Source organism: Microbacterium gorillae (assembly GCF_050990725.1).
Lineage (GTDB): Bacteria > Actinomycetota > Actinomycetes > Actinomycetales > Microbacteriaceae > Microbacterium > Microbacterium gorillae_A.
Window position 1 is genome coordinate 2,940,577 of sequence record NZ_CP158844.1, and the last position, 16,490, is coordinate 2,957,066.

Consider the following 16,490-nt stretch of genomic DNA (forward strand, 5'->3'; position numbering starts at 1 on the left):
CGCCATGCCCAGATCGACTTCCAGGAGCGAGACCATGACGAACGACACCACCGCTGCGCGGGAGCATCCCCTCGCGCATGCACTGCACGCAGCCGATGAGATCCGGCAGATGACCGGCGTCACGACCATCGACGCGTCAGTGACGCTCGGAAGCGGGTGGAAGTCCGCCGATCAGCACCTCGGCGAGCTGGTCAGCGAGATCGACGCGGCCACAGTGACGGGGTTCCGCCGCGCCGCAGTTCTCGGACACTCCGGCGCCCTCCGCATCTACCGCACACCGCACGGGACGCACGTGCTGGTCATTGGCGCGCGCACCCACCTTTACGAAGGCCACGGCATCGACGCCGTCGTCCATGGCGTCCGCACTGCGGCGCAGTTGGGCGCGAAGACGATGTTCCTGACCAACGGCGCCGGCGCCGTCACCACCCGCCTCTCACCGGGGCAGCCTCTGCTCATCGCCGACCACCTTAACCTCACCGCCCGATCGCCGCTGGTCGGCGCAGACTTCGTCGATCTGACCGACCTGTACACCTCGCGCCTCCGCGACATCGCACGCAGCGTCGCCCCCGATTTGCAGGAAGGCGTGTATGCGCAGCTTCCCGGACCGCACTATGAGACACCCGCCGAGGTGCGGATGCTCGCGTCTCTCGGCGCGGACGTCGTCGGCATGTCGACGACGCTCGAAGCGATCGCCGCGCGTCACTCGGGCATGGATGTCTGCGCGCTGTCACTCGTCACCAACCTCGGCGCCGGGCTGCAAGGGACGATCCTGAATCACGAAGAGGTCCTCGAAGCCGGACGCGCCGCCGAAGCCACCCTCGGCCCCCTCCTCGCCCGCGTCGTCGCTGCTGCGACCAACCCAACCGAAGGGACCGACTGATGACGAACCTCAAATGGACGGCGATCGACCGGCGCTCGGTGGATACCGCGCGTGTGCTCGCGGCGGATGCCGTCGAGAAGGTGGGCAACGGCCACCCCGGCACGGCGATGAGCCTGGCTCCCGCGGCGTACCTGCTGTATCAGCGGGTGCTGCGCCACGACCCGGCCGATACGCACTGGCTCGGCCGCGACCGGTTCGTCCTGTCCGCGGGCCACTCGTCGCTGACGCAGTACGTGCAGCTGTATCTGGGGGGGGTTCGGGCTCGAGCTGAAGGACCTCGAGGAGCTCCGCACGTGGGGGTCGCTGACGCCGGGGCACCCCGAGTACGGACACACGAAGGGTGTGGAGATCACGACGGGCCCGCTGGGTCAGGGCCTCGCATCCGCGGTCGGGTTCGCGTACGCGGCCCGATACGAGCGCGGCCTGTTCGACCCGGACGCCGCTGCGGGCACATCCCCGTTCGACCACTTCGTCTACGTGATCGCCGGTGACGGCGACCTCCAGGAGGGTGTCACGTCGGAGGCATCCAGCCTCGCGGGCCACCAGGAACTCGGGAACCTGATCGCGATCTACGACTCCAACCAGATCTCGATCGAGGACGACACGAACGTCGCTTTCACGGAGGACGTCGCGCGCCGGTACGAGGGGTACGGCTGGCAGGTCCAGGTCGTGGACTGGAAGAAGACCGGCGAGTACGTCGAGGATGTCGCCGAGCTGTACGCCGCGATCGAGGCCGCGCAGGGCGAGACCGGCAAGCCGTCGCTGATCATCCTGAAGACGATCATCGGATACCCCTCGCCGGGCAAGCAGAACACCGGCAAGATCCACGGGTCCGCCCTCGGCGCGGACGAGCTCGCTGCGACGAAGAAGGTCCTCGGGTTCGACCCCGATCAGCACTTCGCCGTCGCCGACGACGTCATCGCCCACACCCGCGAGCTCGGCGATCGGGCCACCCAGGCACGCACGGCGTGGCAGGCGGACTTCGACGCGTGGGCCGCGGCGAACCCGGAGCGCAAGGCGCTGCTGGACCGCCTCGAGGCGGGGCAGCTGCCCAACGACCTCACGGCGCCGACGTTCGAGGCGGGCAAGGACGTCTCGACCCGCGCCGCATCGGGCCAGGTCATCAACGCGCTCGCTGCGCGGCTCCCGGAGCTCTGGGGGGGGTCGGCCGACCTCGCCGAGTCGAACCTGACGACTATCAAGGATGCCCAGAGCTTCATCCCGGCCGAATGGTCGACCCACGAGTGGTCGGGTGACCCCTACGGGCGGGTGCTGCACTTCGGCATCCGGGAGCATGCCATGGGCGCGATCGTCAACGGCATCAAGCTGCACGGGCCCACCCGGCCGTTCGGCGGCACGTTCCTGATCTTCTCCGACTACATGCGCCCCCCGGTGCGCCTGGCCGCGCTCATGGACATCCCGTCCGTGTTCGTGTGGACGCACGACTCCGTCGCGCTCGGCGAGGACGGCCCCACCCACCAGCCGATCGAGCAGCTCTCGACGCTGCGCCTCATCCCGAACTTCACGGTCGTGCGTCCCGCCGACGCGAACGAGACCTCCGCCGCGTGGCTCGAGATCGTGCGCCGCACCACGGGCAGCCCCACCGGCATCGCCCTGACTCGCCAGAACATCCCGGTGTTCCCGCGTGGCGAGCAGGGCTTCGCGACGACGGACGGCGTCGCGAAGGGCGCGTACGTCCTCATCGACGCCCCCGATGCCGAAGAAGGCGCCGACGGCACCCCCGACGTGATCCTCATCGCGACCGGTTCCGAAGTGCAGCTCGCCGTCCAGGCCCGCGAGACCCTCGCCGGCGACGGCATCCGAGCGCGCGTGGTGTCGGCGCCCTCGCTCGAGTGGTTCGCCGAGCAGACCACCGAGTACCGCGAGTCGGTCCTCCCGGCGGCCGTGAAGGCCCGCGTCTCCGTCGAGGCGGGCTCGACCCCGCTGTGGCGGAGCATCGTCGGCGACACGGGCCGCACCATCGGCATCGACCACTTCGGCGCGTCCGCCGACTATAAGACCCTGTTCGAGAAATTCGGCGTCACCGCCGATGCAGTCGTGGAAGCGGCCCGCGAGACCGTCAAGGAGAACAACGCATGAGCACCCCCACGCAGGACCTCGCCGCCGCCGGTGTCAGCATCTGGCTCGACGACCTGAGCCGCAAGCGCATCGACTCGGGCAACCTCGCCGACCTCATCGAGACGCGCAACGTGTCCGGTGTGACGACGAACCCGTCGATCTTCCAGGCCGCGATCGGCAACAAGGACGACGACTCGTACGACGCCTCGCTGGCCGCGCTCGCGGCGCGTGGCGTGTCGGCCGACGAGGCGATCTTCGAGATCACGACGACCGATGTCGCGGATGCCGCCGACATCTTCCGTCCCGTCTTCGACGCGACGGGCGGCGTCGACGGGCGCGTGTCGATCGAGGTCTCCCCCGACCTCGCCCACGACACCGCCGCGACGGTCGCCGAGGCGCAGCAGCTCTGGGCCAGGGTCGACCGTCCCAACGCGCTCATCAAGATCCCCGCGACGAAGGCGGGCCTGCCCGCCATCACCGCGACGCTCGCGGCCGGCATCTCGGTCAACGTGACCCTGATCTTCTCGCTCGAGCGCTACGGCGAGGTCATCGACGCGTACCTCGCCGGCCTCGAGCAGGCGAAGACGAACGGGCACGACCTCGGCGGCATCCACTCCGTCGCGTCGTTCTTCGTCTCCCGCGTCGACACCGAGGTCGACAAGCGCCTCGCTGCGATCGGCACCGACGCGGCGCTCGCGATGACGTCGCAGGCGGGCCTCGCCAACGCGCGCCTCGCATACGAGTTGTTCGAGCAGCGCTTCGCCGAGCCCCGCGCTCAGGAGCTCGTCGCGGCCGGCGGCAACGTGCAGCGCCCGCTCTGGGCCTCCACCGGCGTCAAGGACCCGGCGCTCCCCGACACGCTCTACGTCACCGAGCTCGCCGCTCGCCACACCGTGAACACGATGCCCGAGAAGACTCTCGAGGCCACGTTCGATCACGGCGAAGTCGCCGACGACACGATCACCGGCACGTACGACGCGGCGCACAAGCTCTTCGCCGACCTCGCCGCCGTCGGCATCGACCTCGCCGCCGCCACCCAGTTGCTCGAAGACGAAGGCGTTGACAAGTTCGTCACTTCTTGGCACGACCTCAGGCGTACTGTCGCCGAAGCCCTTCTCCGCACGAAGGATGCCTGATGCCCCTTATCGAAGCTGTCGGCTGGGCCGGCTCTGCGCTCCTTGTCATCTCCCTCCTTCAGGGCGGGATGATGCGACTCCGCATCCTGAATCTCATCGCCTCCGTCATCCTTATCGGCTACAACGCCCTAGTGGAAACCTGGCCCATGGCCGCAGTGAACGCCGCCGTCGCGATAATCGACATCTTCTACATCGTCAAGATCGCGAAGACGGATCGTCGCCGCCGCGCCGATCACGCTGAAGTATCGACGGGCTAACTGGGCCCCATCGAGCAGCTTTGGTTCCCTCAAGGTCGGGCACGCGGTCTCAAACGCTGGCCGGGCGGTGACAACTGCCGAGCCAGTCAGAGTTTGCGCTCCTCGAGCGTCTCACCAACACCACAGATCGGTCGCAACCGGCGGCTGCCACAACGGCGACTTTGGCCAGAGTCGCGCCCATGTTCGCAGCGTCATCCAGGCCTTAGCCGGCGGCGCCTACGTCGAATCCTCGCTCGTCGCGGCGCAGGACAAGGGCACCGACCAGCTCGTCGCGCACAACGACCACGACAACCAGATAGGGACCGCACACCCACCATGAGCGGCGCAAACTCCAAGCATTGGGGGTCTGCCTTGCTCACGAAAGGCACATCCATGAGTTGGGTAGTCACCGGCGGCGGCGTGTACATCGGTGCTCACATCGTAGAATCGCTCGCGGGCTTCAGGACTGCACACGATCGCGCTGGACAACCTGTCGATCGGCCACGCACACGTCTTTCCCGAGACGCTCCGCTTATCCAAGGGGACCTACTCGACACGGATCTCAACGAGAACACACTCCGGACGAACCACGCCTCCGGAGCCATCCACGTCGCCTGGTACAAGTACGCTAGCGAATCGGTCACTACGACTCCTGTCCGTGCCCCGCAGGCCACACGAGCCCTGAGATGAGGGCTGAACCAAGAACCAAGACCAGCGCTCCGAAGGCATGCCACTGCCCATTCGCCGGCGACCTGCCTATGAGATTCAAACTCGTCTTGAACTTCGATTCTCATCGGCGTAGTCCGCGCAGCTCCACGTCCATCTTCCTCGCGTCACGAACAGCGAACAGTGCCTATCGCGGGGCGTCCTGGGCATCACAGAAGCAGGGCCCTCGATATCGACGCATTGAGCTCGCGTCTCCGCATCGATCGCCTGACTGGCGGAATCGAAATCGGTCACGGTGATTGTCTCAGGCGGAGAATCCACTACCTCCGCAAGACCCGAGGATACGCGACGACCCCTGGTGGTGCACGAAACGATGACAAGCCGTTCAGGGATAATCGAGGCGTCGTCGTTCCTCCTGGTGTTCGTAGTCTCCGGGCAAGCGATCGTTCGTCTCGCCGACGGCACTGTGCTCGCGCGCGAGGGGGTCGTGTTCGCCTTGCCCCGAGGGACGCAAGCGACACATGAGACGCTGCGACCGATGCGTGCAGTTTCCTGGGCTATTGATGAGGAGTTCGCCGCATCTCACGCAAAGTGGATGCCACCGACGAATATCTTGAGCCCGGCAGTCGGATCGGCGACTTCATCACCGCCGCGTCCGGCAGCGGCGTATGTCGGCGACGAGGGCCTGCGTTCCATCCGCGAGCCCTTGCTCGAACTCGCTGCGCTCGAGCGACACAATTCCCTTACACACTACGACCGGCTCGCCCGCGCGTCGGAGGTCCTAGACCTCCTCGACCCGCGCCACCGCTCTCCCTCAGGGCCTCGGTTGGTTAGGTCCGGGGCGCACCTCAGGCCTGAGGTTTCCAAAGCGCAACGTCTGGTAGAGGATTCAATCGCCCACCCCTGGAGCATCCACGACCTCGCTGCATCAGTCGCTCTGTCGCCTTCACAGCTGTCTCGGCTGTTCCGGTCAGCATTCGGCGTACCCCCAGGGGCCTACCTGTGGCGCAGGCGCACCGAGGTGATGGCCGAACTGCTCATCACGTCGGATATCACTGTCGCGGAAGCCGCACAGAAGACCGGCTGGCGTAGCCGATCAGCTGCCAGTCGCGTTCCCGCTCCTCCCAGGAGACGGCGATAAGACGCGTCAGATGATCGGAGAGCACGGCGTTGTAGTGCTCCGATAGCCCTGTTACGGCGGCATGCAGCGCCCGGGAGTCGAGAGTGCGCCATTTGCCGTCGTACACGCCCTGCACTCGATTGGCGATGACGACGTGAGTGTGCAGCTGCGGGTCCGACGCTCGCGAGTCGTAGTGGTCGTAAGCCGCAGCGACGACCCCACGAACCTCGACCTGCGCGACCGCCCCGCGCGGACCCTCCGTCCCAACCCTAGTCATCGCCACATCACGCTCGACGATTTCCAGAACGTCCCTAATCGTTTGGTGGTGCGCGTCGGCGATGAGTGCTTGGGTGCCCTCGTCGCTGACCGCCCAGAGCGTGGAGACGGACTTGGACGCGGAGAACGTGAGATCGAAGCCGGCTACTGGCGAGCCCGTCGGCCTGCGGGCCTCTTCAGCGATGATCCTCGCTCTCTGCGAGCCACGCGCGACCTCATCAAGCTCCTTCGGCAACCGGTCGACTCGACGCTCGATCCGCTGGTCGACCGTCGCGAACTGTCGGTAGGCACGGCCGAGCAACTTTCCCGTGTCCGGATGTTGCCCGTATCCGATCAGCCGGCGCAACTGCTTCTCGAGCACGCGGTCGCCCTGGGTGATGGTGCGCAACCCCTTAAGGCCGACGCCCATCCATGTACCCGGCGGTGTCCCCGCCTTCGCGTAGTACCCGCTCAGCGCTGACGCTGCGTCGAGGTCCCCGTCTCCGGCGACAACCGAGCTGAGCAGATATCGATATCCCTGCCCTGCACGCATCACACGGATTAAGACTGTCACATGAAGGAGGTGGTGTTGCGGTTTTGATGGTTGGGGGCCAGATCGTCCGTCGCTCAGCTCGGCGCGTCGGTGGAGCTCGCGCGTCTTACTGCGCACCGACATCCCACCGCCGTCCGGCAGAAGGGAGTCGTCGATCGTGATGAGGGGAACGGCCGGTGGTCAGTCGGTACCCGACTCCACCGCACGGGTTCAGCAGCGTCGAGGTCTGACGAGGCCGCATTCTCCCGAGACGTCCTCCAGGTTCCTGCGGCGCGAACCGAGAAATCGCGTTCATCTCGGCGCAGGGCGGGGACGAGGCTGTGTGCCGCCGGCGAGAGGGCGGCAGCTCGCCGATCCCGCCTTCGTCCTCGGCCTGGGCCCGCGCTACCTGCTCGATGTCCTGGCGCCCGACCTCGCGATCCCGGTACTCCCGACTCGCACGATGTGGACGCGTATCTCGCCCGGGTTACCGAGCTGACCGCGTCCCTCGTTTCGCGCGCACCGAAGAGGGTAGAGGGAGATCGCCCACGCCTCCGGTCAACGCAGAACCTCGGCTACTCGGTCGACCCGGGGCTCATGCTCGAGTGAGATTGCGGAGTGGGCGGCGCTGTGTTCAACCGTCGCGAGCCGCGACGGGCGCTCATCGCATAGTCAGGCTGGGGCGCGTCCTCCTCCCTCACGCGCAGATCTGATGATACGCAGCGTCGCCAGCAGAAGAGCCGCTCGTCCGCCAAATGTGGCACCTGCAGCAACACCTCGTCGCGACCAAAGGCATTACGGGGGCCCGCTGAGGCCTGCTCACCCTTCGCAACCCTTGCGCAGCTCGCAGTGACGGCCCGGCCGCCAGGGTGATCGAACGGTGCCAGACGGAGCGTGAAGTTGAAATGAGCGAGAAATATGGACCCTCACTCGACGTCCTTGAACTCGCTTCGTCCGGTAGACGCTAGCGAAGCGCTGGGCGTGATGACGGCTAGAAGATCTCCTGCTTCGACTTGATGCGTGGTGTCGACGGCAAGGCGGCTGACGGTGCCGGTCACCGGGGTGGTGATGGTGGCCTCCATCTTCATGGCCTCGATGGTGGCGATGGCCTCGCCCGAAGCGACGGTGTCTCCGACAGCGATCTGGAGCGTCACGACGCCGGCGAACGGCGCGGGCACTTGGCCCGGCCGGCCGGTGTCTGCCTTCTCGGCTTGCTTGATGTCGACCTCCACGGAGCGGTCGCGCACGAACACCGGCCGCAGCTGACCGTTCAGGGTGGTCATCACGGTGCGCATACCGCACTCGTCGGGTTCTGAGATCGCCTCGAGCCCGAGGTAGAGCTTGACGCCCGGACTGATCTCGACGACGTGCTCCTCACCTTGCCGAAGGCCGTAGAGGTAGTCGACAGTGTCCAGGAGCGACAGGTCGCCAAACAAGTCTCGATTCTGCTCGAAGGCACGGGTCGGGGCGGGGAACAACAGCAGGTTCAGCGTGTGCCGGCGCGTCGCAGAGTCCGCATCGAGGCTGAGGTTGCGGCGGTCGCGGTCGGCGATGGGAGTGATGCCGACCTCGATGTCGCGGTTCTGAAGGACTTTGGTGCGAAATGGCTCGGGCCATCCGCCGGGCAACTCGCCTAGTTCGCCGGCCATGAACCCGATCACGGAGTCGGGAATGTCGTAATTCTCGGGCTTCTCACTGAAGTCGGCGGGGTCGGCTTTCACGGCCGCAAGGTGGAGGGCGAGATCGCCGACGACCTTCGAGGACGGGGTGACCTTCGGGATTCGGCCCAAGATAGTGTTCGCCGAAGCGTATAGGTCCTCAATTAGCTCGAAATCGTCGGCGAGGCCGAGGGCCAGGGCTTGCTGACGCAGATTTGACAGTTGTCCGCCTGGGATCTCATGGCGATAGACACGGCCGGTGGGGCTTGGAAGGCCGGACTCGAACGGAGCGTAGACCTTGCGGACGGCATCCCAGTATGGCTCGAGATCGCTTACTGACCGGAGGTCGAGACCTGTGTCGCGGTCGGTGTGCGCGAGAGCGGCGACCAGGGCGGACAAGGAGGGTTGGCTTGTGGTGCCAGACATAGGTGCCGACGCAACATCCACCGCATCCGCCCCCGCCGCGGACGCGGCCAGGAGGGTGGCGAGCTGACCACCGGCAGTGTCGTGGGTGTGCACGTGCACGGGAACATCGAACCGATCTCGGAACGCAGACACCAACCGCGCGGCCGCGGCGGGGCGCAACAGACCCGCCATATCCTTGATCGCGAGGATGTGGGCACCGGCCTCGACGATCTGCTCGCCGAGACGGAGATAGTAATCGAGGGTGTAGAGGTCTTCTGCAGGATCCAGAAGGTTACCGGTGTAGCAGACCGCGACCTCAGCGACGCTTTTGCCGGTAGCGAGGACCGCGTCGATCGCGGGACGCATTTGCGTCACGTCGTTCAGCGCGTCGAAGATGCGGAAGATGTCAATGCCCGTTCTCGCCGCTTCTGCGACAAATGCATCCGTCACCTCGGTCGGGTAAGGGGTATAGCCGACCGTATTCCGGCCGCGCAGCAACATCTGGATTGCCACGTTCGGCAATGCCTCTCGCAGGGCGGCGAGACGCTCCCACGGGTCCTCCCCCAGGAAGCGGAGCGCGACATCGTAAGTCGCTCCGCCCCACGCCTCCACGCTCAGCAATTGCGGCGTCATCCGCGCCACGTGCGGCGCGACCGCGACGAGGTCCTTCGTGCGCACGCGGGTCGCGAGCAAAGACTGGTGCGCGTCGCGCATCGTCGTCTCCGTCACCGCCAGCGCGGCCTGAGCACGGAGCGCATGCGCGAAGCCTTTCGGGCCTAGCTCGCGCAACCGCTGGCGGCTGCCCGCTGGGGCGGGCGCCTTAATGTCAATCTGCGGAAGCTTGTCGACCGGGCGCGCGGCCGTGATCGGTGTGCCGTTGGGTTGGTTTACGGTTACGTCCGCGAGCCAATTCAGGATCTTTGTGCCGCGGTCCTTCGACGCACGACCCCGGACCAGCCACGGCCGTTCCTCGATAAAGGATGTAGACAGATCACCCGCGGCGAATGCCGGGTCATCCAGGACACCCTGCAGGAACGGAATGTTCGTGGAGACACCGCGTATGCGAAATTCTGCTAATCCCCGCCGCGCCCGCCGCACCGCGGCTGGGAAGTCACGGCCGCGGCACGACATCTTCGCGAGCATGCTGTCGAAGTGCGGACTGATCCGCACCCCTACTTCTACTGTGCCGCCATCCAGGCGGATCCCCGCACCTCCCGGTGACCGATATGCCGTAATACGTCCCGTGTCTGGACGGAAGTTGTCGGTCGGGTCCTCCGTCGTGATTCGACATTGGAGCGCCGCCCCGTGCAAGCGGATCCGGTCTTGTGAGAGGCCGATATCGGCCAGCGTGCTCCCGGAGGCGATGAGCATCTGCGATTGGACCAAGTCGACATCCGTGACCTCCTCCGTCACCGTGTGTTCCACCTGGATTCGCGGGTTCATCTCAATGAACACGTGCTGGCCCGCACGCTCCCCCTCCGTCTCGACGAGGAACTCCACCGTCCCCGCATTGACGTACTCGATCGAGCGGGCGAACGCGATCGCGTCCCGGTGCAGCGCGTCTCTCAGCTCATCGGAGATGTTTGGCGCCGGAGCGATCTCCACGACCTTCTGATTGCGTCGCTGCACCGAGCAGTCCCGCTCGAATAGATGTAATGTCGTGCCCGCCGCATCCGCCAGGATCTGCACCTCGAGATGGCGAGGCCGCAGTACTGCCTGCTCGAGGAACATTGCGGAATTGCCGAAGGCGGCGTTGGCTTCGCGCATCGCCGCCTCCAGAGCGGGACGCAACTCTTGTTTGGTTTCGACGCGGCGCATTCCGCGTCCACCGCCGCCCGCGACCGCCTTTGCGAAAATTGGAAACCCGACTGCATCCGCGCCGGCGAGAAGCTCGTCAATGTCTCTTGATGCTGCCGTCGAACGCAGCACGGGAACGCCGGCGGCGATCGCATGTTCCTTGGCGGCGACCTTGTCTCCTGCCATCTTCAGGACGTGGGATGCAGGGCCGATGAACGTGATGCCATTTGCTGCGGCGGCGGCCGCAAGCTCTGGGTTTTCCGACAAGAATCCGTATCCCGGGTAGATCGCATCCGCGCCGGACAATAATGCCACGCGGACAATCTCCGCCACGTCCAGGTAGGCCCTTACTGGGTGCCCCTGCTCACCGATCTGATAGGCCTCATCCGCCTTCAGTCGATGCATCGAATTGCGATCCTCGTAGGGATAAACGGCCACCGTCGCCGCGCCCAGCTCATTTGCCGCCCGGAAGGCCCGTATCGCAATCTCACCGCGATTGGCCACGAGTACTTTGGAAAACACCGTGTCGTATCTTTCTAATTGAGTCGAGTGGAACCCTGTCGGAGTCCGTGCACCGGTACGTGATTCGGTGGTCGTAGCTGCGGTCCTCGTTGCTGCAGCGGGCCCCCTGAGCTTGGCTGATTCGACCGGGCTGGTGACCGGAGGACGGATAATGGTCTAGCGCGTTTGGTCGGGGGGCGCTAGGCGCTCTTCCGGGTCCAACGGGTCTTCTTTCATTGCCCTCATCTCACCCTTGAATAGCCGCGCGGACTGTCCCAGGCTTTTCGCTAGGGCCGGCAGCTTCGCCGCACCAAAGATGAGCAGGAGGATTGCGAGGATAATCAGCCCGTGCCATCCCGTTAGATTTCCAATCACTGCGATTCCTCGCCTCGATCGTCTTGACGCTGGTCAATACTCGAATATGCCGACCTCGACAACACGTTCGCTGAACGTGATGCGACCCCTCGCCCGATCTCGATTCCTTCCTGACGCGTTGCCTCGATAAGATCTGCGCGCCGCCGTCGGGCGCGGCGGTGAAGCAAGGCTGCGCAGTAGACCGTCACGATCGTCAGGGCTATGGACGCCAACTGAGGCCACGGCATCGCGAGAGCGGTGGAGCCGGATGTCAGCGTGAATCGTTCTCCTCCATTGACCACATCGGTTGCGACAGCCTTAGCTTCAACGTCATAGAGAAGGAGGGGCCAGACGTTCGGGATGGAGATCGCGCCCTTCTGAGTCTGCCCTATCCCCAAGTCCTCTATCTCCTGCGTGGGTAGCTGCAGCGCAACGAGGCCGAAGAGTGCCCGGGCGGTGACGTTGAGTGTGATGTGGAGCCTTGCGTTACCGGTGTTAGTGGCCTGATAGCTGACCGCCATCGCCCCCGTACTGAGCGGATTGAGGGAGCCGAAGTACTCGGCGCTTGAAGAGGTGGTTGCGGCCGGATCGAGTTCTCCCGCAACGCGGATCATCACGCGGAAGCCCACCCGCGATTCAATGCCAAGGCTCGCGTTTCCGGTGCTCCTGATGCTTGCAGCGATTCCGGCGAGGTGGTCGCCAGGCTCCGCAGTGGCGGGAACAGCTACGGTGTACGGAACTACGGCTTCCTCTCCTGCGGGCACCGTTATGCTCGCTTGAACGTCTACCCACAGGCCGGCATCTACAGAGGTCTGATCCGCGGTGAGCATGTTAAATCTGCCCGCCTTAGTGAAGTACCCGTCCGCCGCGCCAAGGCTGAAAACGACATCGCGTTCACTCAAGTTTCGAACGGATAGGTATTCATGAACGCTCTCCCCAGGATCAAGCTGGTGCTCGACCCGAGAGCGTCCGTCGGCGCCCTCGCTATCAGCGGGCTGCACGGTCCAAGTGACTGAGTCGGTGCCAGCTGCGTGGGCGGCGCCATCGGCCGGTAGGTAGGGTGCGACTTGAAGAGCAATCAGGGAAAGGAGAATGATGACGCCCGCTCGAGTGCCCATTTCGAATCGGATTCACTCGAACAGGGACAGGGTGATTACCGATGTGTATGTTCCGGGCGACAGATTTGCAGCGTCGACTCGGAGCTGCAATCCGGCCGTAGCGGTCCACGATCCCGGCTCGTAGGTGTCCAGCTGATCCCAGTTGACGTAGAGAAGCTCGCCGTCAGGTGATGATAGGCCGCTGCTGTCCGGGTCGTCGATTACCGCTGCTACGTCGAACCCGGCTTCGACTACGCTGCCGTAGTCCTCCGCGAGCGACGGCGTCCACCCGAGATGATCTGCTGAGATCACATTCGCGCCACTCACAAAATCCGCCGCTGTTCCGAGAACGTACCACGGCGTCTGCGGAACGTCGCTGCGTGTGTCCGTAACTGTCACCGCAGGGAGTGCACCTACAAATTCGCGAAGGGTCGGATCAGCGGTGTTCACTTCGGTTAGCGCGGTCTGATTGCTCTGGACAGTGAGGGCGAGAATACCGGACGGATATCGATCGGCGACAGAGACGGAGACCTCAACATCGTTGTCGTCAATGATCTCCTGCCCATGAGCCGGGGCGGCGCCGACGGCCGCGCACAAGAGGGCCGCGAGAGCAGCGACCGTCATGTGATGCTTGTGAGCTGGCATACAATATTTCCTTATCTACGTGTAGTTGACTTGTCTCGGCACATCCTTGGTCCGAGGCGTGCGGTCTTACGCTTCTCCACCCGTATGACCGCCGAAAGTGCATCAGGAGGTGGCAGAATACCCCTCGTAGTGAACGGTCTTTGTCGAATCGATAGAAGCTCCGACACCGCGCACCACGACTTCTCCTGCCGGAATAGAAGTCAGCTTCGAACTAGCCGATGCGCTTACGGTGCTTCGGGCGGCGACATTCGAGAATGACTTGCTGCCGTAGTCAGTTTTCACCGTCACGTTGAGGGGGACGTCGGATTCGTTGGTCACCGCGACGGATAGATTCACCTTCCCGGCCAGGGTACGAGGCGTGATCAAAACGGAGACTTCGGGTTGTGCGATCTGAAGGAACTGGGCGTCATCTACGAAGACGACACCGTTGGACTCGGAGATGACCTGGCATGTGACGCGCACCGCACCTTCGGGGACGATCTCTGCCAGTACTGCCGATCGCCAACGTCCTATCGCAGCGTCGAGGGCTACGCGAGCAGAGCGGTATTGGCGCACGAGTTTGCCGTTTGCATCGAGGAAGTTGCAGGCGACGAATCCGCAGTATCCGCTCGGTGGCCTTTCCGTCGAACTCCTGAACCAGATCGAGAATGTAAACGGCCCAGGAGACACATCGAACGATTGAGTGAATGCGCCGGCGTACCCATCCCTCAGTTGGAGCACCTTACTTCCCTCGTGGGCTGGGACACTCTGAGTAAGCTGCGAGCCGTCGTTCTGAGTCCACGGGGCGATAGTCGTCTCGAAGGACATGCTCTCACCGCGTGCAACGACGCCGTCCACGGCAGCCTGCAGCCAGTTTGCATAGGCGCGTTGATTGTCGGTGCCTGTTCCGAGAAGACGTCGCACCTCACGGCGGACGGGACCGTCTGCTGGCTCGTGGGTTTGGATGTACTCGCGAATCGCCCACATCGTGTGGAAGTCCCAACCGGACCATATGAGCGACCACGCCGCTGGCTCCGGGTTGTGGAACAGGAGCGGGTCGCTTGCCACCTCTCGGACGATGTCCATCCGTCGTGTCCCGAGGGCAACACGGCGGTCGACCTGCTGAAAGGATGACTGAAGAGCGCCCAGGGCCGCGGACTCGTTGACGATGGGTTCGACCGGCTTCGGGTAGCTAATCGCGCTGGCTTCGTAGTACTCGAAAGCGCGCTGCAAAAGATCGGCTCTCTGCTGGGCTTTTCCCGCAGGGGCTGTTGCTACGACGGAGTCGATCAACTGGCGGGCACGGACAATTGTCTGCGGGTCGAGAGCGATCAGATAGCCTGCGTCGTTGAGTTGCTGATAGATGCGGGTGTTGCCGAACCAGTCGGTCTGCGGCACATCTGTGAGCCAGAAGTGCTCCCAAAGCTCGTAGAACTCGGCAAGCGCAGCTCCCGCCTGTGGGCCGACCGCCCGCTCGCACCATTCTCGGACGAGTTCCCCGGGGTCTGCGTCGGGGTCCCAGAGTAGTTTCGAGTACACCCAGGGCTTTGGGCCCTCTCCCCAGTTGGGATAGAGCTCGGAGTATTGATGCTTCACCCCCGCGGATTTCGCGTACCTCAGCGCTTCGGCGGTAGTTGCGAGCTGCATGCGCGGTACGCAGTAGGGTGCACCGTAGACGTAGTCGTACCAGGCGAGTTCGACGCCTTTTGTGGCCCACTCCGCCGTCCAGTCTCGGTCCTCTTGCGCATCGGCTTCCTTTGCCCACACCCCCCGGTCGCGCGCGAGGTAGGGGACGATGTTGGGATGCAGATCGAATGTGGGCGGGTCCGCGACATTCGTGTAGGCAAGGAGTCCGATCTTCAGATCGGGACGTACACTCTCCAAGCGCTCCGCCACTGCATTGACGAAGCGGTAGTACGCTTCGGAGGCGTTGGGAAAACCGAAAGAATTAAGAGACGTTTCCATCTCATCCTCGCTGAACCCAGCGGAATCATTTACCCCCAGCGAGAATGACGTAGCGTCGGGGCTCAGCAGACCAAGGATCTGCTCGGCAGCTGCGTCAGCGATTCCTGGAGCGCCGAATCTTGGCTGCCACCCGACCTGCACGTTGTCTGCAGGAATGAATGGAACGCCACCCCTTAGCGGGAAGAACTCGGGATGGGTGTTGCGAAACTTTGCCGGAGGAATCACGTTGAAAAGGTTGTGATGGAATTCCACTCTCCTGGTGACGATTCCCATGCGCTCGCCCCAAGCGGCCCATTCTCGGGTGCGAGGAACTCCTTTCTGAAAGAGAGGGCTGACCTGGCGAGTGCCAGTCGCGGGTTCCTTGCGCAGAACTATCTCCGGGATGTGAACGTCGGCCATCGATGGAGTGTCGATGCCGATCTCGGTGGGCATAAGCCAGCGCACCGCGAGGAACTGCTCGAGGAAGTTTGTCACTCCGAGTTGGGTGCCGGGATCGCTAGGCCCGACGATTGAGATGACCCGGTCGAAGACGTGGATGACGAACCCCTCGGGATCGAGACCGTCTGCGAGCGGCGGTTGCCCATTTTCAACCGTTGCGGCGCTCCCTAGGCGAATCTGGGCGATCGAGGGGTCCGAGGTGACCAATGATGCGGATCGGATTGGCAGGACCGCCCCGGAGACGCGTTGGACGTACGAAACAAGGTCCTGCGCGGTGGCCTGGAGCGCTGCGCTCGTGTTGTCAGGAACGACGACGACGGCGCGCGCCTCCCCACCGATGACGATAGACACTGGCTGCCCACCTGCGGCCTGCGTCGCATTTGCTATCTCGGACTGAATGAGAAACGGAGCCACGGCCACACCAGCGGCTAGCCCTAGGAATGAACGACGGGAGAACCCGTGCATGCTACCTCCTGGTTAGATCCGGACCTTTGTCTTAGGTCCTAGGACGGTACCATCGATCTTGCCTGGACCGCTAGAGGCGATGTGTCTTGCGGAGGGCCACGCGATATCGTCACCCCGGCGTTGGGCCTCGGGGCACGACCAGCGCGCCCAGCCCACCTAAGGCCGCCACAATCGACGTTGGGGCTTCCACCGGGCAGGCACCCTAGTACCAGAGCCATTCTCGGACCGCATAGCGCATCGAATCGGTCCGGGCGCGTCAGCGAGGCTCCTCCAGCGGGCTAT

The 16,490-nt window shown here is 64.4% G+C and carries 10 protein-coding genes and 1 pseudogene; 5 read left to right on the plus strand and 6 right to left on the minus strand.

Annotation, left to right across the window (positions count from 1 at the left end; genetic code table 11):
- The first annotated feature begins 34 nt into the window (after window positions 1–34).
- The 5 genes and pseudogenes from ABTV68_RS13565 to ABTV68_RS13585 all read left to right on the plus strand — a co-directional run bounded on the left by ABTV68_RS13565 (window position 35) and on the right by ABTV68_RS13585 (window position 6,138).
- A complete protein-coding gene (locus ABTV68_RS13565) occupies window positions 35–880 on the plus strand; it encodes a purine-nucleoside phosphorylase (RefSeq protein ID WP_433674240.1) in 846 nt (281 codons plus the stop codon).
- A pseudogene (gene tkt / locus ABTV68_RS13570) lies at window positions 880–2,980 on the plus strand (transketolase). The gene ABTV68_RS13565 and the pseudogene tkt overlap by 1 nt, the downstream one beginning before the upstream one ends.
- Window positions 2,977–4,095: a transaldolase gene (tal, locus tag ABTV68_RS13575; protein ID WP_433674241.1), complete on the plus strand. Its 1,119-nt coding sequence runs from the start codon at window positions 2,977–2,979 to the stop codon at window positions 4,093–4,095. Before tkt ends, tal begins: the two are co-directional and overlap by 4 nt.
- On the plus strand, window positions 4,095–4,352 hold the full coding sequence (locus ABTV68_RS13580) for a hypothetical protein (RefSeq protein ID WP_433674242.1): 258 nt from the start codon (window positions 4,095–4,097) through the stop codon (window positions 4,350–4,352). Before tal ends, ABTV68_RS13580 begins: the two co-directional genes overlap by 1 nt.
- A gap of 1,240 nt (window positions 4,353–5,592) precedes the next feature.
- A complete protein-coding gene (locus ABTV68_RS13585; RefSeq protein WP_433677614.1) occupies window positions 5,593–6,138 on the plus strand; it encodes a helix-turn-helix domain-containing protein in 546 nt (181 codons plus the stop codon).
- Here the strand turns inward: ABTV68_RS13585 and mobF are convergent.
- The 6 genes from mobF to ABTV68_RS13615 all read right to left on the minus strand — a co-directional run bounded on the left by mobF (window position 6,050) and on the right by ABTV68_RS13615 (window position 16,208).
- The gene (gene mobF / locus ABTV68_RS13590; protein WP_433674243.1) at window positions 6,050–6,925 is read right to left on the minus strand and encodes a MobF family relaxase; all 876 of its coding nucleotides are present in this window, start codon (window positions 6,923–6,925) and stop codon (window positions 6,050–6,052) included. The genes ABTV68_RS13585 and mobF overlap by 89 nt on opposite strands.
- A 905-nt stretch (window positions 6,926–7,830) precedes the next feature.
- Window positions 7,831–11,286 (minus strand): pyruvate carboxylase, encoded by a 3,456-nt coding sequence (locus tag ABTV68_RS13595; protein WP_433674244.1) that lies wholly within the window; start codon window positions 11,284–11,286, stop codon window positions 7,831–7,833.
- A 156-nt stretch (window positions 11,287–11,442) separates the two neighbouring features.
- Window positions 11,443–11,640 carry a twin-arginine translocase TatA/TatE family subunit gene (locus ABTV68_RS13600; protein ID WP_433674245.1) on the minus strand — a complete coding sequence of 66 codons (198 nt, stop codon included), beginning with the start codon at window positions 11,638–11,640 and terminating at the stop codon, window positions 11,443–11,445.
- Entirely contained in the window at window positions 11,637–12,620 is a 984-nt protein-coding gene (locus ABTV68_RS13605; RefSeq protein WP_433674246.1) for a COG1470 family protein, read from the minus strand. The genes ABTV68_RS13600 and ABTV68_RS13605 overlap by 4 nt, the downstream gene beginning before the upstream one ends.
- 129 nt (window positions 12,621–12,749) lie before the next feature.
- On the minus strand, window positions 12,750–13,340 hold the full coding sequence (locus ABTV68_RS13610; RefSeq protein WP_433674247.1) for a hypothetical protein: 591 nt from the start codon (window positions 13,338–13,340) through the stop codon (window positions 12,750–12,752).
- Between the two features lie 123 nt (window positions 13,341–13,463).
- The gene (locus ABTV68_RS13615) at window positions 13,464–16,208 is read right to left on the minus strand and encodes a DUF4838 domain-containing protein (protein WP_433674248.1); all 2,745 of its coding nucleotides are present in this window, start codon (window positions 16,206–16,208) and stop codon (window positions 13,464–13,466) included.
- Window positions 16,209–16,490: the final 282 nt, after the last annotated feature.

Bases quoted from the DNA above. Each gene is read 5' to 3' on its own strand.
- ABTV68_RS13565 (WP_433674240.1), top strand. From the start codon at position 35: ATGACGAACGACACCACCGCTGCGCGGGAGCATCCCCTCGCGCATGCA.
- tal (WP_433674241.1), top strand. From the start codon at position 2,977: ATGAGCACCCCCACGCAGGACCTCGCCGCCGCCGGTGTCAGCATCTGG.
- ABTV68_RS13580 (WP_433674242.1), top strand. From the start codon at position 4,095: ATGCCCCTTATCGAAGCTGTCGGCTGGGCCGGCTCTGCGCTCCTTGTC.
- ABTV68_RS13585 (WP_433677614.1), top strand. From the start codon at position 5,593: ATGCCACCGACGAATATCTTGAGCCCGGCAGTCGGATCGGCGACTTCA.
- mobF (WP_433674243.1), bottom strand. From the start codon at position 6,925: ATGCGTGCAGGGCAGGGATATCGATATCTGCTCAGCTCGGTTGTCGCC.
- ABTV68_RS13610 (WP_433674247.1), bottom strand. From the start codon at position 13,340: ATGACGGTCGCTGCTCTCGCGGCCCTCTTGTGCGCGGCCGTCGGCGCC.
- ABTV68_RS13615 (WP_433674248.1), bottom strand. From the start codon at position 16,208: ATGCACGGGTTCTCCCGTCGTTCATTCCTAGGGCTAGCCGCTGGTGTG.